This is a genomic window from Rathayibacter sp. PhB151 (genome assembly GCF_004366415.1).
Lineage (GTDB): Bacteria > Actinomycetota > Actinomycetes > Actinomycetales > Microbacteriaceae > Rathayibacter > Rathayibacter festucae.
Window position 1 is genome coordinate 1,187,464 of record NZ_SOEN01000007.1, and the last position, 21,094, is coordinate 1,208,557.

Sequence of the window (21,094 nt, forward strand, 5' to 3'; positions counted from 1 at the left end):
CTCTCGAGGTCAGGCGAAGCGGGCGTCGACGGCGTCGCCGTGCGCGGGGAGCGCCTCGGCGTCGCTCAGCGCGCGGATGTGCGGGGCGACCCGCTGCAGGGCGGCGCGGTCGTAGGAGACGAGCTGCTGCGGGCGGAGGAAGGTGTGCGCGCCGAGACCGGAGGAGAAGCGCGCCTGCCCGAGGGTCGGCAGCACGTGGTTGGAACCGGCCAGGTAGTCGCCGAGGCTCACCGGGGTGGTCGGGCCGAGGAAGACGGCACCGGCGTCGTGGATCCGCTCGGCGGTGGCCTCGGGGTCGACGGTGTGCAGCTCGAGGTGCTCGGGGCCGTAGGCGTCGCTGAACGCGCAGGCGATCTCGAGGTCGTCGACGATCACGAGGGCCGACTGCGGGCCGGAGAGGGCGATGCCGACGCGCTCGGAGTGCTGGGTGCGCGCGGCCTGCTCGACGATCTCGCGGCCGACGGCCTCGGCGAGGGCCGGATCGTCGGTGACGAGGAGGGCGGAGGCGGCCTCGTCGTGCTCGGCCTGGCTGACCAGGTCGGCGGCGATCAGGCGCGGGTCGGCGCTGGAGTCGGCGATGACGAGGATCTCGGTGGGTCCGGCCTCGGAATCGATGCCGACCTGGCCGAGCACCTGGCGCTTGGCGGTGGTGACCCAGACGTTGCCGGGGCCCGTGATGATGCTGACCGGGTCGAGGCCGAGGGAGTCGACGCCGTAGGCGAGGGCGGCGACCGCTCCCGCGCCGCCCATGGCGTAGACCTCGTCGACGCCGAGGAGCCCGGCGGCGGCGAGGATCGTCGGGTGCACGGAGCCGCCGAACGCCTTCTGCGGCGGCGAGGCGAGCGCGACGGAGCCGACGCCGGCGACCTGGGCGGGCACGGCGTTCATGATCACGCTGGAGGGGTAGACGGCCTTGCCGCCGGGGACGTAGAGGCCGGCGCGGCCGACGGGCTGCCAGCGCTGGGTGACGGTGGCGCCGTCGTCGAGCACCGTGGTGCGCGCCGGGGGGATCTGCGCCGCGCTGGCCTTGCGGACGCGGGTGATCGCTTCCTCGAGGGCCGCGCGGATCGCGGGATCGAGGTCGCGGACCGCCGCGGCGATGTCCTCGGCGGGCACGCGCAGGTGCGGCGGGCGGATGCCGTCGAGGCGCTCCGCCTGCTCGAGCAGCGCCTCGGCGCCGCGCGCGCGGACGTCGGCGATCAGCTCGGCGACGACGGGCCCGACGGCGGCGGACGTGCCCGGATTGCGCGGAACGAGGGCGAGGAGCTCGGCGGCGGACGGACGCCGCCCCCGAAGATCGAGAGTCTGAATCATGGCCGCCCCAGCCTACCGGCCGCGCTCGCGCCGCTCCCCCGCGGGCGCCTCCCGCGCCGTCCGAGCGCGATCTCGAGACGCCGCCCCGCACCGGTCGCCGGGTCTGGATACGCCGCTGCGCGGCTGCTCGACCAGCATGGGCAGCGCACGCGGCCCACCCGCTTCATGCTGATCGAGTAGCCCGCGCAGCGGGCGTATCGAGATCCACCACCGCCCGCACGCCGGTCACCAGGTCTCGATACGCCGCTGCGCGGCTGCTCGACCAGCATGTGCAGCGCGCGCCGCGTCGGCGCGTCTCAGTAGAGGCAGTTCGGACCCAACAGGCTCTTCAGCTCGCCGAAGAGGTCCGGCGTGATCCGGACCGGGAACGGGACCTCGAAGACGCGGGCGGTGTCGCCCTTGATCAGCTTCAGGCGGACCTCGGTGCGGCCGGAGTGGCGGATGAGCACGTCGCTGAGCTGCGAGACGGTGTCGGTCGTCGCGCGCGACTCCGGCATCGAGACGGTCAGCGGCCCGGAGTCGCCGTCCTGGCTCATCTCGGGGGCGAAGAGGCTGAACGCGTGCAGGTTCATGCCGTCGTCGCGCATGCTGACGCGGCCGCGGACGACGACGATGGAGTCGTTCGTCAGCGCCGGAGCGAACTCCTGGTACGCCTTGCCCATGAACATGCAGGTGATCTCGCCGCCGAAGTCCTCGACCTGGATCATCCCGTACTGGTTGCCGGAGGCCTTCGCCATCCGGTGCTGCACGCTCGTGACGAGTCCGGCGACGACCACCGTCTCGCCGTCGCCGATCGACTCCGAGACCAGGAGGTCGGCGATCGTCGTGCTGTAGTGCTTGGCCAGCTCCGTCTCGAGCCCGGCGAGCGGGTGGTCGGAGACGTAGAGGCCGAGCATGTCGCGCTCGAAGGCGAGCTTGTCCCGCTTGGCCCACTCCGGCCGGGTCGGCACCTGGATCGCGGCCTGCGGCTCGTCCCAGAGGCTGTCGAAGTCGAACCCGACCTGGCCGTTGGCCTCGTTGCGCTTCTCGCCGACGGCGGCCTCGACCGCGTCCTCGTGAACCTCGACGAGCGCGCGCCGGGTCGAGCCGAGCGAGTCGAACGCGCCCGCCTTGATCAGCGACTCGATGGTGCGCTTGTTCGCGACCGGGAGCGGCACCTTGCGGAGGAAGTCGTGGAACGACTCGAAGCGCCCCTTCTCCTCCCGGGCGACCCGGATGCCCTCGACGACGTTGGTCCCGACGTTGCGGACGGCACCGAGGCCGAAGCGGATGTCGGGCCCCACGGCGGTGAAGAAGCCGATCGACTCGTTGACGTCCGGCGGCAGCACCTTGATGCCCATCCGCCGGCACTCGTTGAGGTAGGCGGCCATCTTGTCCTTGGAGTCGCCGACGCTGGTGAGCAGCGCGGCCATGTACTCCGCGGGGAAGTGCGCCTTGAGGTAGGCGGTCCAGTAGGAGATGACGCCGTACGCGGCCGAGTGCGCCTTGTTGAACGCGTAGTCGGAGAAGGGCAGCAGGATGTCCCAGAGGGTCTTCACCGCGGCCATCGAGTAGCCGTTGTCGGCCATGCCGCCGGAGAAGCCCTCGAACTGCTTGTCCAGCTCGGACTTCTTCTTCTTGCCCATCGCGCGGCGGAGCAGGTCTGCCTGCGCCAGCGTGAAGCCCGCGAGCTTCTGCGCGATCGACATCACCTGCTCCTGGTAGACGATCAGCCCGTAGGTGCCGCCGAGCACCTCGGCGAGCGGCTCCTCGAGCTCCGGGTGGATCGGCGTGATCTCCTGCACGCCGTTCTTCCGCAGCGCGTAGTTGGTGTGCGAGTCGGCGCCCATCGGGCCCGGCCGGTAGAGCGCGAGGACCGCCGAGATGTCCTCGAAGTTGTCGGGCTTCATCAGGCGCAGGAGACCGCGCATCGGCCCGCCGTCGAGCTGGAAGACGCCGAGCGTGTCGCCGCGTGCCAGCAGCTCGTAGGCGGCCGGATCATCGAGCGCGAGGTCCTCGAGGACGAGGTCCTGACCGCGGTTGGCACGGATGTTGTCGAGCGCGTCGTCGATGATCGTGAGGTTCCGCAGCCCCAGGAAGTCCATCTTGATCAGGCCGAGCGACTCGCAGGCGGGGTAGTCGAACTGCGTGACGATCTGGCCGTCCTGCTCCCGCTTCATGATCGGGATGATGTCCTTGAGCGGGTCGCTCGACATGATCACGCCGGCCGCGTGCACGCCCCACTGCCGCTTGAGGTTCTCCAGGCCGAGGGCCGTCTCGAAGACGAGCTTCGCCTGCGGGTCCTCCGCGATGACGTTCCGGACGTCGAGCGCCTCCTTGTAGCGCGGGTGCTCGGGGTCGTTGATCCCGGTGAGCGGGATGTCCTTGCCCATGATCGCGGGCGGCATCGCCTTGGTGAGCTTCTCGCCCATTCCGAACGGGAAGCCGAGCACGCGCGAGGCGTCCTTGAGCGCCTGCTTCGCCTTGATCGTGCCGTAGGTGACGATCTGGGCGACGCGCTCGTCGCCGTACTTGTCGGTGACGTAGCGGATGACCTCGCCGCGGCGACGGTCGTCGAAGTCGACGTCGAAGTCGGGCATCGAGACGCGGTCGGGGTTGAGGAAGCGCTCGAAGATCAGGCCGTGCTTCAGCGGGTCGAGGTCGGTGATCTTCATCGCGTAGGCGGCCATCGAGCCGGCACCGGAGCCGCGGCCCGGGCCGACGCGGATGCCGTTGCGCTTGGACCAGTTGATGAAGTCGGCGACGACGAGGAAGTAGCCGGGGAAGCCCATCTGCAGGATGACGCGGGTCTCGTAGTCGGCGCGGTCCCGCACCTCCTGCGAGATCCCGTCCGGGTAGCGCTCGTTCAGCCCGGCCTCGACCTCCTTGACGAACCAGGTGTCCTCGGTCTCGCCCTCGGGGACGGGGAAACGCGGCATGTAGTTCGCGGAGGTGTCGAACTGCACGTCGCAGCGCTCGGCGATCAGCAGGGTGTTGTCGCAGGCCTCCGGGTGGTCGCGGAAGACTTGGCGCATCTCGCGCGGGGACTTGAGGTAGAACTCGTCCGCGTCGAACTTGAAGCGCTTGGGGTCGTCGAGCGTGGTGCCCGACTGCACGCAGAGCAGCGCCGCGTGCGAGGTGGCGTCGTGCGCGTGGGTGTAGTGCAGGTCGTTCGTGGCGACCAGCGGCAGATCGAGGTCCTTCGCCAGCCGGATCACGTCGCCGATGACACGGCGCTCGATCTCGAGGCCGTGGTCCATGATCTCGGCGAAGTAGTTCTCCTTGCCGAAGATGTCGCGGTAGTCCGCGGCCGCCTGGCGCGCCTCCTTGTACTGCCCGAGGCGCAGGCGCGTCTGCACCTCGCCGCTCGGGCAGCCGGTGGTCGCGATGAGGCCCTCGCAGTGCTCGGCCAGGATCTCGCGGTCCATCCGCGGCTTGAAGTAGTAGCCCTCGATCGAGGCGCGCGAGGAGAGCCGGAAGAGGTTGTGCATGCCGGTCGTCGTCGAGCTCAGCAGCGTCATGTGGGTGTAGGCACCCGAGCCGGAGACGTCGTCGCCGCCGCCGTCGCCCCAGCGGATCCGGGTCTTGTCCGAGCGGTGCGTGCCGGGGGTGATGTACGCCTCGGTGCCGATGATCGGCTTGATCCCCGCCGCCGTCGCGGTGCGCCAGAAGTCGAAGGCGCCGAACACGTTGCCGTGGTCGGTGACGGCGATCGCCGGCATGCCCTCCTCCACCGCCGCGTCGATCAGCGGCTTGACCCGGGCGGCACCGTCGAGCATCGAGTACTCGCTGTGCACGTGCAGGTGGACGAAGGAATCGTTACTCGGCAAAGGATGCGCCTCCGACGGACTGCGGGCAGGGAGACCGAAAGTCTACCCGCGTCACTCCCCGCGGAGGACGTCCAGCGCGTGTGCGAGGTCGTCCGGGTAGGTCGCCTCGAACTGCACCCACTCCCCCGTGCCCGGGTGGGTGAAGGCCAGCCGCACGGCGTCCAGCCACTGCCGGGTGAGGCCCAGGCGCTTCGAGAGCGTGGGGTCGGCCCCGTACATCGCGTCGCCCACGCAGGGGTGGCGCTGGGCCGCCATGTGCACGCGGATCTGGTGCGTCCGGCCGGTCTCCAGCCGGATCTCGAGGAGCGAGGCGAAGGGGAACGCCTCGATCGTCTCGTAGTGCGTGACCGAGGGCTTGCCGTCGGCGCGGATCGCGAACTTCCAGTCCGAGGAGGGGTGGCGTCCGAGCGGCGCGTCGATCGTGCCGGTCAGCGGATCGGGGTGCCCCTGCACGACGGCGTGGTAGATCTTCTCGACCAGCCGGTCGTGGAAGGCGCGCTTGAGATGCGTGTACGCGCGCTCGGACTTCGCGACCACCATCAGGCCGCTCGTGCCGGCGTCGAGCCGGTGCACGATGCCCGCCCGCTCGGCGGCGCCGGAGGTCGAGATGGTGAAGCCGGCCGCGGCGAGGGCGCCGAGCACGGTCGGGCCCTCCCAGCCGACGGCCGGGTGCGCCGCCACCCCGACGGGCTTGTCGATCACCACGATGTCGTCGTCGTCGTGGACGATGCCGAGGTCGGGGACCGCGATCGGGACGATGCGCGGCTCCTCGCGGGGACTCCACTCGACGCTCAGCCAGGCGCCCGCGGCGACGCGGTCGCTCTTGTCGAGGACCCGGCCGTCGGCGGTGACACCGCCGGCGTCGATGACCTCGGCGGCGAAGGTGCGCGAGAAGCCGAGGAGCTTGCCGACGGCCGCGTCGGCGCGCAGGCCGGCGAGTCCGTCGGGGACGGGCAGCGCGCGGGACTGCACCATCAGGCGCCGCCGCGCGGCTCGGAGTCGATCGCCGCGGTGCTGTCGGTGTCCGGACCGTCCTCTGCGGCGGCCTGCTCGGCCTTCCGCGAGGAGCGCGTACCGTCGAGGTTCACGCCGCGCAGGCTGAGGATCACGAAGAGCCCCATCGCCGTGCAGATCGCGATGTCGGCGACGTTGTAGATCGCCGGCAGCAGCCACGGCGTGTAGAGGAAGTCGACCACGTGGCCGAGACCGAACGACGGCTCGCGGAAGAGCCGGTCGAACAGGTTGCCGAGCGTGCCGCCGAGCAGCAGGCCGAAGAACAGCGCCCACGCCGTCGAGCGGATGCGCCGGGAGAACCACACCACGGCGACGACCACGCACGCGGCGATGATCGAGAAGATCCAGGTGGAGCCGCTCGCGAGCGAGAACGCGGCTCCGGGGTTCTTCACGTAGTGCAGGATCAGCACGTCGCCGAGGACGTGCACGTCCTCACCGAGCGTGAGTCGGGTGCTGACGAGGTGCTTCGCGGTCTGGTCGATCGCGAACACCGCGAGCGCAACGAGGCCGAGGGTGACGAGCACCCTCGGCCTGACGTTCGCTGCGGTGGTGCTACGCCCCAAAGCCGGGGAACGAGGACGACTCGGCCGACACCGGCTGGGTGTCGAGGTCGCGGAGCTGGCCCTCGATGTAGCTCTTCAGCTTCTGGCGGTACTCGCGCTCGAAGGTGCGGAGCTCGTCGATGCGGTGCTCGACCGTCGCGCGCTCCTCCTCGAGCTTCGCGACCTGGGCACGCTGCTTGGCCTCGGCCTCGGCGACGATGCGCGCGGCGGTGGCACGGCCCTCGGCGACGAGAGCGTCGCGCTTGTCGGCACCCTCGCGGACGTGCTCCTCGTGGAGACGGCGCGCGAGCTGCAGGAGTCCGCTGGAGCTCTCGGCCTCGTCGACCGGAGCCGACTGCGAGGCGGCGGGAGCGGCCTGGGCGGGAGCCGGGGTGGGCTCCGGCTCGGGCTCGGGCTCCGGCTCGGGAGCGGGGGCCTCGTCGACCACGGGAGCGGGGGCCGACGTGGACGCGACGGGGGCGTCCGTCGGCCGCGAGTCACCGGAGGAGAGGCGCTGGCGCAGCTCCTCGTTCTCCTGGTTCAGGCGGCGGAGCTCCACGACGACCTCGTCGAGGAAGTCGTCGACCTCGTCCTGGTCGTATCCCTCGCGGAACTTCGTCGGCTGGAACCGCTTGTTGACAACATCTTCGGGAGTGAGCGCCATGGCTTTCCACCTTCGATTTCAAGTAGGTACACGTTCAAGAACGTTCGGCTGGAGCTAGCAACGACTAAAGCTAGCAACTGGGAGCGCGCGGCGCAGTGCGGGCACAGCGGAGCACGTCCGATCGACGCCAACGATACAGGGGACGCGGGCGACCCGTGCACCGCCGGGCATCAGACGCGCTGGAGCCAGGTGGCGATGTACATGCCCACGATGACGCAGAGCATGGTGAGGCTCCAGCCGAAGTCGAGGGCGATCGGGCCGATCGAGACCGGCTTGATCACGCGGCGGAAGAAGGAGATCGGCGGATCCGTGACCGTGTAGACGGTCTCGGCCGCCACGAGTCCCACGCCGCGGGGGCGCCATTCGCGGCGGATCACCCGGACGAGATCCAGGACGAACCGCGCCCACATGGCGAAGAAGTACAGCAGGAGCGCGAAGTAGAGGACGCTCGCGAAGAGCGAGATGACGGAGCTCACCGAACGACAGGGCTCCCGGGATCAGGACTTCGCGAAGAACGACGCGTCGGCGTCGCTCTCGGCGGAGGCCGAATCGCCCGCGACCGTGATGTGCGACGGGGAGAGGAGGAACACCTTGCTCGTGACGCGCTCGATGCGGCCGTAGAGGCCCTGCGAGAGGCCGCTGGCGAAGTCGATCAGGCGGCGCGCGTCGGCGTCGCTCATCTGCGAGAGGTTGATGATGACGGGGATGCCGTCGCGGAAGTTCTCCGCGATCACCTGAGCGTCGCGGTACTGCTTGGGGTGGACGGTGAGGATCTCGTTCATCTCAGCGTGTGCCGTCGCCTTCGGGGTCTGGGGGGTGGGCTTGCGGAGCGGGGTGACCGTCGCGCGGGGCTGCTGCGGGGTCGGCTCGACCGGCGGGACCGGCTGGACCGGGGAGACCGGGGCGCGGTGCGCTGTCGCGGGGGCCGCCTCGACGGTCTCGGCACGCTCGTACTCGACCTCTTCGTCGGCGAGTCCGAGGTACACCATCGTCTTCTTCAGCGGGTTGGCCATCAGTGTCCTCCGTGTTGTCGTCTCACCCACAGCTGGGTCACGACGAGGCTACGGGCGGGCGGGCCGATTGCCGGTGATTGCCGACCCGATTCGCAGGTGTGTCGCACCCTCGGCGATCGCCTCGGCGAAGTCGTTCGACATGCCGGCGGAGATGCCGGTCGCTCCGGGGTCGATCGAGCGGACCCGCTCCGAGATCGCGCGCAGCCGCGCGAAGGCCGGGCGGGGCTCCTCGCCGAGCGGAGCGACGGCCATCACGCCGCGCAGGGCGAGCCCGGGGGCGGCGGCGAGAGCCTCCGCGAGCGGCTCGACCTCGTCGGGGGCCGCTCCCCCGCGGTCGGGGTCGTCGGTGAGGTTGACCTGCAGGAAGACGTCGAGCGGGGCCTGACCGGGCTCCGGCGCACCGGCGTCGAGCAGCGGGACGAGAGCGAGCCGGTCGACCGAGTGGATCGAGCTCGCGTAGCGGCGCACCTGGCGCGCCTTCTTGCTCTGCAGCTGGCCGATGTAGTGCCAGCGCGCGGCCGTGCCGGCGAGCTCGGCCGACTTCTCCTGCGCCTCCTGGTGGCGGTTCTCGCCGAAGTCGGCGACGCCGAGCTCGAGCAGGTCGCGCAGGAGCGAGACGGGGTGGTACTTGGTGACGACGATCGTGGTCAGCTCCGACGGGTCGCGACCGGCCGAGCGGGCGGCGTCGGCGACCTGCTCGGTCACCGACGCCCAGCGCTCGGCCAGCTCGCGATCCACCACGGCGGCGACTACTTGAGGAAGTCGGGGATGTCGAGGTCGCTCTCGTCGTCGTCGAACGACGGGTCGGCGACGGGAGCCGGCGCGGCGACGGGGGTGCTCGACCAGATCGACCCGGCCGACGGAGCGGCGGCGGGGGCCGGGGCGGGCTCGGACGACGCCTCCGCGGGCAGGCTCTGCTGCGGGCGCGGCGCGGCGACGGCCGCGGGACCGGTCGCGCCGGGCTCACCGCCGTCGAAGCCCGCCGCGATCACGGTGACGCGCACCTCGTCGCCGAGGGTGTCGTCGATCACGGCGCCGAAGATGATGTTCGCCTCGGGGTGCACGGCCTCCTGGACCAGGCGCGCCGCGTCGTTGATCTCGAAGATGCCGAGGTTCGATCCGCCCTGGATGGAGAGCAGCACGCCGTGCGCGCCGTCGATGCTCGCCTCGAGCAGCGGCGATGCCACGGCCAGCTCGGCCGCCTTGATCGCCCTGTCCGCGCCGCGCGACGAGCCGATGCCCATCAGCGCGGAGCCGGCGCCCTGCATGACCGACTTGACGTCGGCGAAGTCGAGGTTGATCAGACCGGGGGTGGTGATCAGGTCGGTGATGCCCTGGACACCGGCGAGCAGCACCTGGTCGGCCGTGGCGAAGGCCTCGAGCATCGAGATGCCGCGGTCGCTGATCTCGAGCAGGCGGTCGTTCGGGACGACGATGAGGGTGTCGACCTCGTTCTTCAGGGTCGCGACACCCGCCTCGGCCTGGGTCTGGCGGCGGCGGCCCTCGAAGCCGAAGGGCTTCGTGACGACACCGATGGTGAGCGCGCCGATCGACTTCGCGATGCGCGCCACGACGGGCGCGCCGCCGGTGCCGGTGCCGCCGCCCTCGCCCGCGGTGACGAAGACCATGTCGGCGCCCGCGAGCACCTCCTCGATCTCCTCCGCGTGGTCCTCGGCGGCGCGGCGGCCGACCTCGGGGTCGGCGCCGGCGCCGAGTCCGCGGGTCAGCTCGCGGCCGACGTCGAGCTTGACGTCCGCGTCGCTGAGCAGCAGCGCCTGCGCGTCGGTGTTGATCGCGATGAACTCGACGCCGCGGAGGCCGAGCTCGATCATGCGGTTGACGGCGTTGACGCCGCCACCGCCGATGCCGACGACCTTGATCACGGCGAGGTAGTTCTGGTTTGAAGTCACGTGTCCGGCCTCCGGGCTGAACCTTAAACCTGTAGTTGAGGCTTAAAGTTATGCTGAGTATGCATTTGGGGTGTGGGCTCGACGGTAGGCGGAGTGCGCGCCGCGCTGCGACAGACACGCCCGCAATCGGAAAAGAGCCGTGCGGATCCGTCCGGCGCGCCGCTCACCGCCGGGCGACGACGGCGGCCTCGGGCGAGGAGACGTCGTAGGAGGCGACCGCCGCGGGGTCCGTCGCCGCCATCAGCTTCTCCAGGACGACGGCCTTGAGCGCGGAGTCGTCCGACCCGCCCCAGAAGACGACGGCGCCGTCCGCGAGGGTCAGGGAGACGTCGTCCCCCGTGGTCGCGGCCGCCGAGGCGACCTGGCTCTCGAGCGACTCCGGCAGGGTGAGCAGCACCCGTGCGGTCGCGCGGAACGCCGCTCCCGAGGCGGAGCCGGTCGGCGTGCTGAGCAGCGGGTAGCCCTCCTGCGCGGCGGGCGCCGTCTCGATCACCACGCCCGCCGGGTCGACGAGGTCGAACTCGGCGCCGTCGGCGATCACGCCGACCGGGGTCCGCTCGACGACGCTGACGATCAGCGTGCTCGGCGGTCGCGTCTGCACGGAGTAGCTGCGCACCAGGGGGTAGCTGCCGAGCACCCGCCCGACGGCGGCGCGGTCCACCAGCGTGAGCGGCACCCCGACCTGGTCGGCGAGCGAGTCCTGGATGTCCTGGGCGCTGACGCGCTGGGTGCCGGTGATCTCGATCGTCTTCACGGCCATCAGCGGCGAGTAGGCCGCCGCGGCGACGACCAGCGCGAGGAGGACGAGCGAGCCGGCCGTGACCAGGGCGATGGTGCGGCGGCGGCGCGCGCGCTTGGTGAAGCGGCGGACCTCGCCGCGCTCGAAGCGCCGGCGCTCCCGAGCCGCCTTCGCGAGCGCGCGGCCCTCCGACCCGGGCAGTGGGAGTCCCCGGAGCCGGGACAGCGGCGTCCTCCGCGACTCGGCCGCCGTCTCGGGCGGAGTCCTCTCCGACTCGGCCGTGGTGGACTCGGCACTCGCGGGTACCGCCTTATCGGACTTCGCCTTCCCAGGTGCGACCTTTCCAGGTGCGACCTTCTCAGGTGCGAGCTTCTCAGGTGCGGCCTTCGCGGCCTTCGCCGATCTCCCCGCCTCCGCCGCCTTCTCCGCCTTCAGCCGCTCGGCCTGCAGCTTCCCCGCCGCACTCCGGGGAGCGGGCGGCACCCGCAGCGACGCCGGCGTCGTCAGCCGGATCGGCTCGGTGGGGTGCTCGTCGTCAGTGGACGGACGCGGCTCCACCGGCGGAGGGCCCGCCGGACGAGCGGGTGCTGAGCGCACTCCGCTCGGCGGCCGCACGCCGTCCGGCCGCTTCATCGCGCGACCGGTGCGACCTCGCTCGCGCCGAGCGACTCGAGCAGCTGCGGGATGATCCGGTAGACGTCGCCGCAGCCGAGGGTGATCACGAAGTCGCCCTCGCGCGCGATCTCCGCGGTGCGGCGGGACGCCTCCTGCCAGTCGGCGAGGAACGAGACGTGCGAGGGGTCGGCGAACTTCTCGCTCACCAGCGCGCCGGTGACGCCGGGCTCGGGGTCCTCGCGCGCGCCGTAGACGTCGAGGACGATCGTCTCGTCGGCGTAGGTCTCCAGCGCCTCGGCGAACTCGCGGGCGAAGAGCCGGGTGCGGCTGTAGAGGTGCGGCTGGTGCACGGCGATGATCCGGCCGGAGCCGACGACGGTCCTCGCGGCCGAGAGGGCGGCGGCGACCTCGGTGGGGTGGTGCGCGTAGTCGTCGTAGACGCTCACGCCGCGCACGGCGCCGTGCAGCTCGAAGCGGCGCTCCGTGCCGCCGAACTCGGAGATCGCCGCCAGGGCGGGAGCCGGTTCGAAGCCGAGGCCGACGAGCACGGCGAAGGCGCCCGCCGCGTTGATCGCGTTGTGGCGGCCCGGGATGCGCAGTCGCGTCGTGTAGCGGCGGCCCTCGTACTCGACGGTGAAGCCGACCGGGCCGACCAGCTCGAGGTCGACGACGCGGACGTCCGAGCCCTCCGCCTCGCCGAAGGTCAGGACCTTCGGTCCGTCGATGCGGCGGGTGACGCTGACGGCGCCGGGGTCGTCGGAGGAGATGACCACCAACTCCCGCGCGCTCGAGGTGAAGGTGACGAACGCCTCCTCGAACGCCTCGAGCGAGCCGTAATGATCGAGGTGGTCGGGGTCGACGTTGGTGACGAGCGACACCGCGGTGTCGTAGAGCAGGAAGCTGCCGTCCGACTCGTCGGCCTCGACGACGAAGACCTCGCCGGAGCCGGCCGCGGAGGAGGTGCCGAGGCCCTCGATGATCCCGCCGTTGACGAAGCTGGGGTCGGCGTCGAGACCGAGCAGGCCGGTGACGATCATGCCGGTCGAGGTGGTCTTCCCGTGTGCGCCGGCGACGGCGACGAGGCGCTTGCCGCGGACGAGCCAGGCGAGCGCCTGCGAGCGGTGCAGGACGGGCAGGCCGCGCTCCTTCGCCAGCAGGTACTCGGGATTGTCCGGCCAGAGCGCCGACGTGACGACGACAGCCTCGGCGTCGCCGAGGTGCGCCGCGTCGTGCCCGATGGCGACCGGGATGCCGAGCTCGCGGAGCTGCTCGATCGGGTGCGACTCGCGCACGTCGGAGCCGGTGACGCGGTGACCGGCGCGGTGGAACAGCCGCGCGATCCCGCTCATCCCCGAGCCGCCGATGCCGATGAAGTGGACCGAGCCGAGCTCGTCGGGGACGGTGATGCCGAGGTCGGGCTTGATCACGGGGCTCTCGCTTTCGGGTGGTCGGCGCGGCATGCGGGGTGCCGCAGGCCGGGCGAAGGGATCAGTTTAACCGCGGAGCGATCAGTGCGGACGGAGACCGGACCCGATGAGGTCGACCAGCCGGCCGGAGCCGTCGCGCACGCCGACGGACGCGGCACGGCGACCTATCTCGGCGAGGCGCGGAGCGTCGTGCAGGAGCGGCACCAGGTCGCTCGAGACCCACGCCGGGGTGAACGCCGCGTCCTCGACGAGGAGCGCGCCGCCCGCGTCGACGACACCGCGCGCGTTGAAGCGCTGCTCGCCGTTCCCGACCGGGTAGGGCACGTACACCGCCGGCAGGCCGAGCGCGCTGAGCTCGCTCACGGTGGCCGCCCCCGCGCGGGAGACGGCGACGTCCGCCGCCGCGAGGGCGAGGTCCATCCGGTCGCAGTAAGCGAGGAGGTGGTAGCCGGGGACGCCGGGGTCGGTGATCTCGGCGCGGTCGCCGGTGATGTGCAGCACCTGGAACCCGGTCGCGACGAGCGCGGCGGCACTCGCGTGCACGGTCGCGTTGATCCGCCGGGCGCCGAGCGAGCCGCCGGTGACGAGAAGGGTGCGGCGCGCGGGATCGAGACCGAAGGCGGCCATCGCCTCGTCGCGCACGGCCGCGCGGTCCAGCTGCGCGATCTCGCGTCGCAGCGGCATGCCGACGACCTGCGCGTTCCGCAGTGGCGTCCCCTCGAAGGCGACGCCGACGTACGGAGTGAAGCGGGCGCCGAGCCTGTTGGCGAGACCCGGCCGGGCGTTGGCCTCGTGCACCACGAACGGGATCCCGGCGCGCCGGGCGGCGAGGTAGGCGGGCGCGGCCGCGTAGCCCCCGAAGCCGACGACCGCATCGATCCGGCGCTCGCGGAGGGTGCGGACGATGCCGTCGATCGTCGCGCGGAAGGCGGAGGGGAAGCGCAGGGCGGCGCCGTTCGGGCGGCGCGGGAACGGCAGGCGCGGGATCACCGACAGCTCGTAGCCGCGCAGCGGGACGAGGCGGGCCTCGAGCCCCTCGGCGGTGCCGAGGACGAGGACCTCGTCCTCCGGGTGGCGCGCCCGGATCTCGTCGGCCGTGGCGAGCAGCGGATTGACGTGGCCGGCGGTGCCGCCGCCGGCGAGCAGGAAGCGAGTCATCGGGCGGCGGCCTTCTTGGCGGCGCGCGCGGCGGCGCCGTCGCTCGGCGAGGTCTGGTGGCGCGCGAAGGAGAGCACGACGCCGATGGCGAGGAGCGAGCTGAGCAGGGCGGTGCCTCCGGAGGAGATCAGCGGCAGCGGCACTCCGAGCACCGGGAGCACCCCGAGCACCACCCCGATGTTGACGAACGCCTGGCCGATCAGCCAGACCATGACCGCGCCCGTGGTGATGCGGACGAACGGGTCGGTGGACGCGTGGATGATGCGGAAGAACGCGATCGCGAGGACGACGAAGAGCGCGAGGACCACGATCGCCCCGATCAGGCCGAGCTCCTCGCCGATGATGGCGAAGATGTAGTCGTTGTCGGCCGCTGGCAGCCAGGACCACTTGGCCTTGGAGTTGCCGAGGCCGACGCCGAAGATGCCGCCGGAGGCCATCGCCCAGGTGCCGTGCACGGGCTGCCAGCAGGAGGTCTCGTACTGCTCCGAGCCCGAGCAGTCGCCGAGGAAGGACATGATCCGGGTCAGCCGGTTCTCGCTCGAGACGGCGAAGAGCACGGCGCCGACCGCGCCGACGAGCACGATCGGGATCAGCACCTTCATCTGCACGTTCGCGTAGAAGAGCGCGGCCAGCACGATCCCGGCGAGGATCAGGACGGTGCCGAGGTCGCCGCCGCCGAGGACGAGGCCGATCGAGCCGCCCGCGACGATCAGGACGGGCATCAGCGCGTCCTTCCAGTCCTTGGGGCCGCGATAGCGGCGGGCGAGCAGCAGGCCGAGCCAGAGCGCGAGCGCGAGCTTGATGATCTCGGACGGCTGCATCGTGAAGCCGCCGATCCGCAGCCAGTTGCGGTTGCCGCCGACCTCCCAGCCCAGCGGCGAGAACAGCACGAGCAGCTGCAGGACGCAGCCGGCCCCGAGCAGGAGGGGTGTGGCCTTCTTCCAGAACCGGATCGGCACGCGCGACACCACGAGCATCAGCGGCACGCCGAGCAGGGCGAAGCCGCCCTGGCGGAAGAAGCCGCCGAAGGAGTCGTCGCTCCGGACGTAGGAGGTGACCGACGAGGAGGAGAGCACCATCGTCAGCCCGAAGAGCACGAGGAAGAGCGTCGTGCCGAAGAGCAGGAAGAAGTTCGGCGACCCCGAGGCGAGGACGCGGGCGAGCACGATCCGCGCGGTGCGCAGTCCGCCGCGCTCCTTGTGCTGCTCGCCCTCGGTCGCCTCGGCGCGCGAGCGGTCAGTGCGCGAGCGGCCCGGGCTGCGGTTCGTCGTCGGAGCGGTCATCGGCTCCCCCTCCCAGATACGTCGCCACGGCGGCCGCGAAGAAGCGGCCCCGCTCCGCGTAGTCGCGGAACTGGTCCATCGACGCCGCGGCGGGTGCGAGCAGGACGACGTCGCCCGTGCGGGCGAGCACCGCGGCGGCCTCGACGGCCGCCTGCATCACCGCCCCAGTGTCATCCGGGACCACCTCGGTCACGGGGAGGGCGGGCGCGTGTCGCCGGAATGCCTCGAGGACCTCCGCGCGGTCCGCGCCGATGACCACCGCGCCGCGCAGGCGGCCGACGTGGGCGCCCACGAGAGCGTCGATGTCGACGCCCTTCAGCAGCCCGCCGACGAGCCAGACGACGGACGGGTAGGCCCGGAGCGAGGCGTCGGCGGCGTGCGGGTTGGTGGCCTTGGAGTCGTTCACCCAGACCACGCCGGAGCTCTCCGCGACCACCTGGATGCGGTGCGCGTCGAGCTCGAAGGTCGCGAGGGCGCGGCGGACGGCTGCGGGCTCGATGCCGCAGGCCCGCGAGAGCGCCGCGGCCGCCAGCACGTTCTGCACGATGTGCGGGGCGGCGAGGCCTCGGGCGGCGAGCTCGTCGACGGTCGTGATCTCGATCGCGCTCGTCGCGCGGTCCTCGAGGAAGGCGCGGTCGCAGAGGATGCCGTCGACGACGCCGAAGTCGCTCGGCCCGGGGACCCCGAGGCCGAAGCCGATGGCGCGCGCGCCCTCGATCACCTCGGCGTCGACCACCATCTGCTCGGTGGCGGCGTCGGCGCGGTTGTAGACGCAGGCGACCCGGGTGTTCGCGTAGACCTTCGCCTTCGCGGCGCGGTAGGCCTCGAAGGTGCCGTGCCAGTCGAGATGGTCGTCGGCGATGTTCAGGCAGGTGCTCGCGAGCGGCTCGATCCGGCCGAGGTAGTGCAGCTGGTAGCTCGACAGCTCGACGACCAGCACGTCGAATCCCTGCGGGTCGCGGACCGCGTCGAGCACCGGGATGCCGATGTTGCCGCAGGGGGCGGCCCGCAGTCCGCCGGCGACGAGCATCGTCGCGGTGAGCTGCACGGTCGTCGTCTTGCCGTTCGTGCCGGTGACCAGCACCCAATCGGCCGGGCTGCCGTCGGCGCGGACGACCTTGTCGCGCACGCGCCAGGCGAGCTCGACGTCGCCCCAGAGCGTGATGCCCGACTCCCCCGCCCACTCGACGATCGGATGCGTCGGCGCGAAGCCGGGCGAGACGACGACGAGCTCGGGGGCGAACGACGCCAGCTCCTCCGGAACGCGGTCGAGCCGGTCGGCGCGGTGCAGGCGCGCTCCGATCACCTCGAGCAGGCGCTCGCGCTCCTGGTCGGCGCGGTCGGCCAGGACGAGCACCTCGGCGCCCAGCTCGGTCAGCGTGTCGGCGACGGAGAAGCCGGTGACGCCGAGGCCGAGCACGGCGACGCGGAGACCGCGCCAGTCCGCGTGCCAGCTGGTCAGCGACTCGGGGCGGGCGGACGAGGCGGGATCGGTCATGCCAGGGAGAGCCATTCGAGGTAGAAGAGCCCGACACCGGCCGCGACGAAGATGCCGGCGATGATCCAGAAGCGGACCACCACCGTGATCTCCGCCCAGCCCTTGAGCTCGAAGTGGTGATGGAGCGGGCTCATCAGGAAGATGCGCTTGCCCCGGGTGAGCTTGAAGTAGATCCGCTGCACGATCACCGAGCCGGTGACGATGACGAACAGGCCGCCGATCAGGATGACGAGCAGCTCGGTGCGGGTGAGGATCGCGAGGGCCGCGAGCGCGCCGCCGAGGCCCAGCGAGCCGGTGTCGCCCATGAAGATCTGAGCGGGCGAGGTGTTCCACCAGAGGAAGCCCACGAGCGCGCCGGAGATCGCCGCGGCGATGATCGCGAGGTCGAACGGATCGCTCACCTGGTAGCACTTGTCGGCCACCTCGGGGTTGAGCTGCGCATCGAAGCACCACTGGTTGGACTGCCAGAAGCCGATGATGACGTAGGAGCCGATCGCGAGGATCGAGGAGCCGGTCGCGAGGCCGTCGAGGCCGTCCGCGACGTTGACGCCGTTGGACGTGCTGGTCACGATCACGCAGATCCAGAGCACGAACAGCCCGATGCCGATCCAGCCGAGCGTCGCGAAGTCGAACGGCAGGTCGCGGATGAACGAGATCGACGTCGAGGCCGGCGTCAGTCCGTTGGAGTCGCGGACCATGATCGCGATGACCGCGAAGGCCGCCGCGACGATGATCTGCCCGGCGATCTTCGCCCAGCCGCCGAGCCCGAGGCTGCGCTGGTTGCGGGTCTTCAGGAAGTCGTCGATGAAGCCGACGAAGCCGAGCCCGACCATCATGAAGAGCACCAGCAGCGCCGACGGCGCGAGCGCCCGGTTGCCGAAGAGCGAGCCGAGGAAGTAGCCCGCCACGGTGGCGATGATGATGACGATGCCGCCCATCGTCGCCGTGCCGTGCTTGACGTGGTGCGACTTCGGTCCGTCCTCGCGGATGAACTGGCCCCACTGCAGGCGGTGGAACAGCCGGATGAACAGGGGCGTCAGCAGCAGCGTGAAGGCGCCGGAGAAGGCTCCGGCCAGAAGGAGTGCTCTCATCGGTGGCGCTCTCCCAGTCGGTCGCCCAGGAATCGCAGCCCGGCGGAGTTGGACGACTTCACCAGGACGGTGTCGCCGCTCCGAAGATAGCCGTCGAGCAGGTCGTAGGCCTCGTCGGCGGTCTCGACGAAGACGGACTCGCCGCTCCAGGAGCCCTCGCGCTCGGCGGCGACGTGGATCCGTCGCGCCTTCGCGCCGACCACCACGATCTGCGCGATGTTGAGCCGGACGGCGAGCAGGCCCACGCGGTCGTGCTCCTCGTCGGCCCACTCCCCCAGCTCGCTCATCTCGCCGAGGACCGCGACGGTGCGCCCCTCCGGCTTCGCGATCTGGGCGAGGGTCCGCAGGGCGGCGGCGGTGGAGTCGGGGCTGGCGTTGTACGCGTCGTTGACGACCGTGACGTCGGCTCCGCCGAGCACCTGCATGCGCCAGCGCTCGGCGAGCGTGACGGTGCCGAGCGCGTCGACGATCGCATCGAGCGGGACGCCGACGGAGAGCGCGGCCGCGGTGGCCGCCAGCGCGTTCATCACGTGGTGCTCGCCGAGGACGCGGAGGAAGAGCTCGGCGCGGGCGGCCTCGCGACCCTCCCCCGCGCTGATCTCGATGGTGAAGCGCGTGCCCTCGGCCGTCGGCTCGATGTCGACGGCGCGGACGTCGGCCTGCTCGCCGTGGCCGAACCACAGCACCCGGGCGGCGGTCTTCGCCTGCATCGAGGCGACGCGGCCGTCGTCGGCGTTGAGCACCGCGACGTCGTCGGCCGTCAGGTCGGCGACCATCTCGGTCTTCGCCTCGAGGGTGCGCTCGATGCCGCCGAACTCGCCGGCGTGAGCGAGGCCCACCGCGAGGACGATCCCGACGTCGGGCTTCGCCATCCGGACGAGGCGGCGGATCTCGCCGACCGCGCTGGCGCCCATCTCGGCCACCAGGAAGCGCGTCGAGGGCGACACCTTCAGCATCGTGATCGGCGCGCCGACCTCGTTGTTGAACGAGCCCTGCGGGGCGACGGTCTCGCCCTCGCGCTCGAGGATCGTGCGGAGGAGGTTCTTGGTGGTCGTCTTGCCGTTGGAGCCGGTGACCGCGAGGACGGTGAGATTCCCGAGCGCGCGCACGCGGCGGACGACCTCGGTCGCCAGGGCGCCCAGCGCCTCGACGGAGTCGTCGACGAGCACCTGCGGCACGTCGAGGTCGAGCGGCCGCTCGACGATCAGCAGGGCGGCGCCGCGCGCGACGGCGACGGGAGCGAAGAGGTGGCCGTCGGTGTGCTCGCCGCGCTTGGCGACGAAGATCCCGCCGGGCGCGATCTCGCGCGAATCGGTCTCGGTCGCGCCGTCGACGACGGTGCTCGCGTTCGCGGAGGAGCCGGCGAGGTGCAGCCGGCCGGAGACGGCCGCGGCGATCTCGGTGAGGGTCAGGGCGATCATCTAGAGCCAGCCCGCCTCGCGCAGGGCCTGCCGGACGTCGTCTCTGGCCGAATACGGCATGTGCACTCCTGCAATCTCCTGATAGTCCTCGTGGCCGGGTCCGGCGTAGAGGATCGCATCGCCCTCGTCCGCGAGGGCGACGGCCGCCCGCACGGCGGCCCGCGGGTCGGGGATCTCGTGGATCTCCCGGCCGGGCGCGGCCTCGGTCGCCGCGCCGACGAGGACGGCGCGGATCGCCGCCGGGTCCTCCCAGCGCGGGTGGAAGTCGGTCACGATCACGACGTCCGACAGCTCGGCGGCGATGCGCCCCATGTCGGCGCGCTTCGTGGTGTCGCGGTCGCCGTCGGCGCCGAAGACCATGATCAGCCGGCCGGGCGTCAGCGCCCGCAGCGCCTCGAGCGCGTTCGAGAACGCGTCCGGGGTGTGCCCGTAGTCGACGTAGACGCGCGGACCGCGGTCCCCGGAGACGCGCTCGGCGCGCCCGGGGATGTAGACGTCGAGCGCGCCCTCGCCCAGAGCGTGCGCGATGGCCTCGAGGTCGAAGCCCGACTCGACGAGCATGACGATCGCGAGCGCCGCGTTGGCCGCCATGTACCAGCCGATCAGCGGGATGCTCACGACGACCGAGCGGTTCTCGGGCCCCTCGAGGCGGAAGGTCGTGCCGTCGGCGGTGCTCTCGACGACGGTCATCGACCAGTCGGCCGGCGTGCTCGGAGCGACTCCGACGACGGGCGAGCTGGCGAGCGTCGTCACGGGGATGCGGCTGCGCTCGACGAGCTCGCGGCCCCAGCTGCTGTCGACGGTCACCACGCCGCGGCGCGCGCGGTCCGGACCGAACAGGTCGGCCTTCGCCTCGAAGTAGTGCGCCATGTCGGTGTAGTCGTCGAGGTGGTCGTGCGTCAGGTTGGTGAAGCCGACCACGTCGAAGACGAGGCCGTCGATGCGGTGGCGGGTGAGCGCCTGCGCGGAGACCTCGATGGAGACTGCGCGCACCGCCGACTCGCGCATCCGGGCGAGCAGCGCGTGCAGCTCGCTCGCCTCCGGAGTGGTCAGCGAGCTGACGACGGCCACGTCGCCGATGCGGCGCTCGGCGGTCGAGCTGAGACCGGAGACGACGCCGAGGCGGCGCAGCAGCGCGTCGAGCAGGTAGACCACGCTCGTCTTGCCGTTGGTTCCGGTCACGCCGAACAGCGTCGGCGCGTCCTCGCGGGTGCGGTGGATCCAGGCCGCGACGTCGCCGAGGGCGGCACGGGGGTCGGGCGTGACCAGCACGGGGAGGCCGCTGCCGGCGGCCAGCTCGGCGCCCTCGGTATCGGTCAGCACCGCGACCGCTCCCGCGGCGGCGGCACCGGTCGCGAAGGCGGCGCCGTGCGCGGCCCGGCCGGCGACGCCGACGTAGAGGTCGCCCGGCTGGACGCAGCGCGAGTCGAGGGTGACCCCGCTGACCTCGACGCCGTCGATCCCGCGGACGGGCCCGAGCGAGAACTCGGCGACGAGCTGCGCGAGCGCGCGGGGCGCCGGGTGCTCGGGCCGGAGGGAGGACTGCGGGCGAGTGTCGTGCAATGCCCGCTCTTTCTCTCGTGCTGGTGCTCGTGC

At 71.7% G+C, this 21,094-nt stretch carries 17 protein-coding genes; all 17 read right to left on the minus strand.

Annotated elements, in window-relative coordinates; translation table 11 throughout:
* Positions 1-9: 9 nt before the first annotated feature.
* Complete coding sequence (gene hisD / locus EDF35_RS13060) at positions 10-1,314, minus strand: histidinol dehydrogenase (protein WP_133962602.1); 1,305 nt, start codon at positions 1,312-1,314, stop codon at positions 10-12.
* Positions 1,315-1,610: 296 nt separating this feature from the next.
* A complete protein-coding gene (gene dnaE / locus EDF35_RS13065) occupies positions 1,611-5,123 on the minus strand; it encodes a DNA polymerase III subunit alpha (RefSeq protein ID WP_133962603.1) in 3,513 nt (1,170 codons plus the stop codon).
* A 51-nt stretch (positions 5,124-5,174) separates the two neighbouring features.
* Complete coding sequence (locus EDF35_RS13070; protein ID WP_123733325.1) at positions 5,175-6,095, minus strand: RluA family pseudouridine synthase; 921 nt, start codon at positions 6,093-6,095, stop codon at positions 5,175-5,177.
* A gap of 2 nt (positions 6,096-6,097) precedes the next feature.
* Positions 6,098-6,661, minus strand: a complete 564-nt coding sequence (gene lspA, locus EDF35_RS13075) for a signal peptidase II (RefSeq protein ID WP_133962604.1) — start codon at positions 6,659-6,661, stop codon at positions 6,098-6,100.
* A gap of 28 nt (positions 6,662-6,689) precedes the next feature.
* Entirely contained in the window at positions 6,690-7,343 is a 654-nt protein-coding gene (locus EDF35_RS13080) for a DivIVA domain-containing protein (RefSeq protein WP_133962605.1), read from the minus strand.
* A 170-nt stretch (positions 7,344-7,513) separates the two neighbouring features.
* Positions 7,514-7,819 (minus strand): YggT family protein, encoded by a 306-nt coding sequence (locus EDF35_RS13085; RefSeq protein ID WP_260300677.1) that lies wholly within the window; start codon positions 7,817-7,819, stop codon positions 7,514-7,516.
* A 21-nt stretch (positions 7,820-7,840) separates the two neighbouring features.
* Positions 7,841-8,356 (minus strand): cell division protein SepF, encoded by a 516-nt coding sequence (gene sepF, locus EDF35_RS13090; RefSeq protein ID WP_123446142.1) that lies wholly within the window; start codon positions 8,354-8,356, stop codon positions 7,841-7,843.
* Positions 8,357-8,404: 48 nt separating this feature from the next.
* Positions 8,405-9,097 (minus strand): YggS family pyridoxal phosphate-dependent enzyme, encoded by a 693-nt coding sequence (locus EDF35_RS13095; protein WP_243839953.1) that lies wholly within the window; start codon positions 9,095-9,097, stop codon positions 8,405-8,407.
* An 8-nt stretch (positions 9,098-9,105) separates the two neighbouring features.
* Positions 9,106-10,266, minus strand: a complete 1,161-nt coding sequence (gene ftsZ, locus EDF35_RS13100) for a cell division protein FtsZ (RefSeq protein WP_123733000.1) — start codon at positions 10,264-10,266, stop codon at positions 9,106-9,108.
* A gap of 163 nt (positions 10,267-10,429) precedes the next feature.
* Positions 10,430-11,563, minus strand: a complete 1,134-nt coding sequence (locus EDF35_RS13105) for an FtsQ-type POTRA domain-containing protein (protein WP_166674100.1) — start codon at positions 11,561-11,563, stop codon at positions 10,430-10,432.
* Positions 11,564-11,634: 71 nt separating this feature from the next.
* On the minus strand, positions 11,635-13,047 hold the full coding sequence (murC, locus tag EDF35_RS13110) for a UDP-N-acetylmuramate--L-alanine ligase (protein ID WP_123732998.1): 1,413 nt from the start codon (positions 13,045-13,047) through the stop codon (positions 11,635-11,637).
* Positions 13,048-13,128: 81 nt separating this feature from the next.
* Positions 13,129-14,205: a UDP-N-acetylglucosamine--N-acetylmuramyl-(pentapeptide) pyrophosphoryl-undecaprenol N-acetylglucosamine transferase gene (locus EDF35_RS13115; protein ID WP_133962608.1), complete on the minus strand. Its 1,077-nt coding sequence runs from the start codon at positions 14,203-14,205 to the stop codon at positions 13,129-13,131.
* Entirely contained in the window at positions 14,202-15,488 is a 1,287-nt protein-coding gene (gene ftsW, locus EDF35_RS13120; protein WP_123732996.1) for a putative lipid II flippase FtsW, read from the minus strand. Before ftsW ends, EDF35_RS13115 begins: the two co-directional genes overlap by 4 nt.
* Positions 15,442-16,986 carry a UDP-N-acetylmuramoyl-L-alanine--D-glutamate ligase gene (murD, locus tag EDF35_RS13125; RefSeq protein ID WP_133962609.1) on the minus strand — a complete coding sequence of 515 codons (1,545 nt, stop codon included), beginning with the start codon at positions 16,984-16,986 and terminating at the stop codon, positions 15,442-15,444. Before murD ends, ftsW begins: the two co-directional genes overlap by 47 nt.
* Entirely contained in the window at positions 16,983-18,077 is a 1,095-nt protein-coding gene (mraY, locus tag EDF35_RS13130; RefSeq protein WP_123732994.1) for a phospho-N-acetylmuramoyl-pentapeptide-transferase, read from the minus strand. The genes murD and mraY overlap by 4 nt, the downstream gene beginning before the upstream one ends.
* On the minus strand, positions 18,074-19,498 hold the full coding sequence (gene murF, locus EDF35_RS13135; protein ID WP_133962610.1) for a UDP-N-acetylmuramoyl-tripeptide--D-alanyl-D-alanine ligase: 1,425 nt from the start codon (positions 19,496-19,498) through the stop codon (positions 18,074-18,076). Before murF ends, mraY begins: the two co-directional genes overlap by 4 nt.
* Complete coding sequence (locus EDF35_RS13140; RefSeq protein WP_133962611.1) at positions 19,499-21,061, minus strand: UDP-N-acetylmuramoyl-L-alanyl-D-glutamate--2,6-diaminopimelate ligase; 1,563 nt, start codon at positions 21,059-21,061, stop codon at positions 19,499-19,501.
* Positions 21,062-21,094 lie beyond the last annotated feature (33 nt).

Coding starts and splice junctions, on each gene's coding strand:
- ftsW (WP_123732996.1), bottom strand. CDS start 15,488: ATGACCGCTCCGACGACGAACCGCAGCCCGGGCCGCTCGCGCACTGAC.
- EDF35_RS13115 (WP_133962608.1), bottom strand. CDS start 14,205: ATGACTCGCTTCCTGCTCGCCGGCGGCGGCACCGCCGGCCACGTCAAT.
- murD (WP_133962609.1), bottom strand. CDS start 16,986: ATGACCGATCCCGCCTCGTCCGCCCGCCCCGAGTCGCTGACCAGCTGG.
- hisD (WP_133962602.1), bottom strand. CDS start 1,314: ATGATTCAGACTCTCGATCTTCGGGGGCGGCGTCCGTCCGCCGCCGAG.
- EDF35_RS13080 (WP_133962605.1), bottom strand. CDS start 7,343: ATGGCGCTCACTCCCGAAGATGTTGTCAACAAGCGGTTCCAGCCGACG.
- mraY (WP_123732994.1), bottom strand. CDS start 18,077: ATGAGAGCACTCCTTCTGGCCGGAGCCTTCTCCGGCGCCTTCACGCTG.
- sepF (WP_123446142.1), bottom strand. CDS start 8,356: ATGGCCAACCCGCTGAAGAAGACGATGGTGTACCTCGGACTCGCCGAC.
- murF (WP_133962610.1), bottom strand. CDS start 19,498: ATGATCGCCCTGACCCTCACCGAGATCGCCGCGGCCGTCTCCGGCCGG.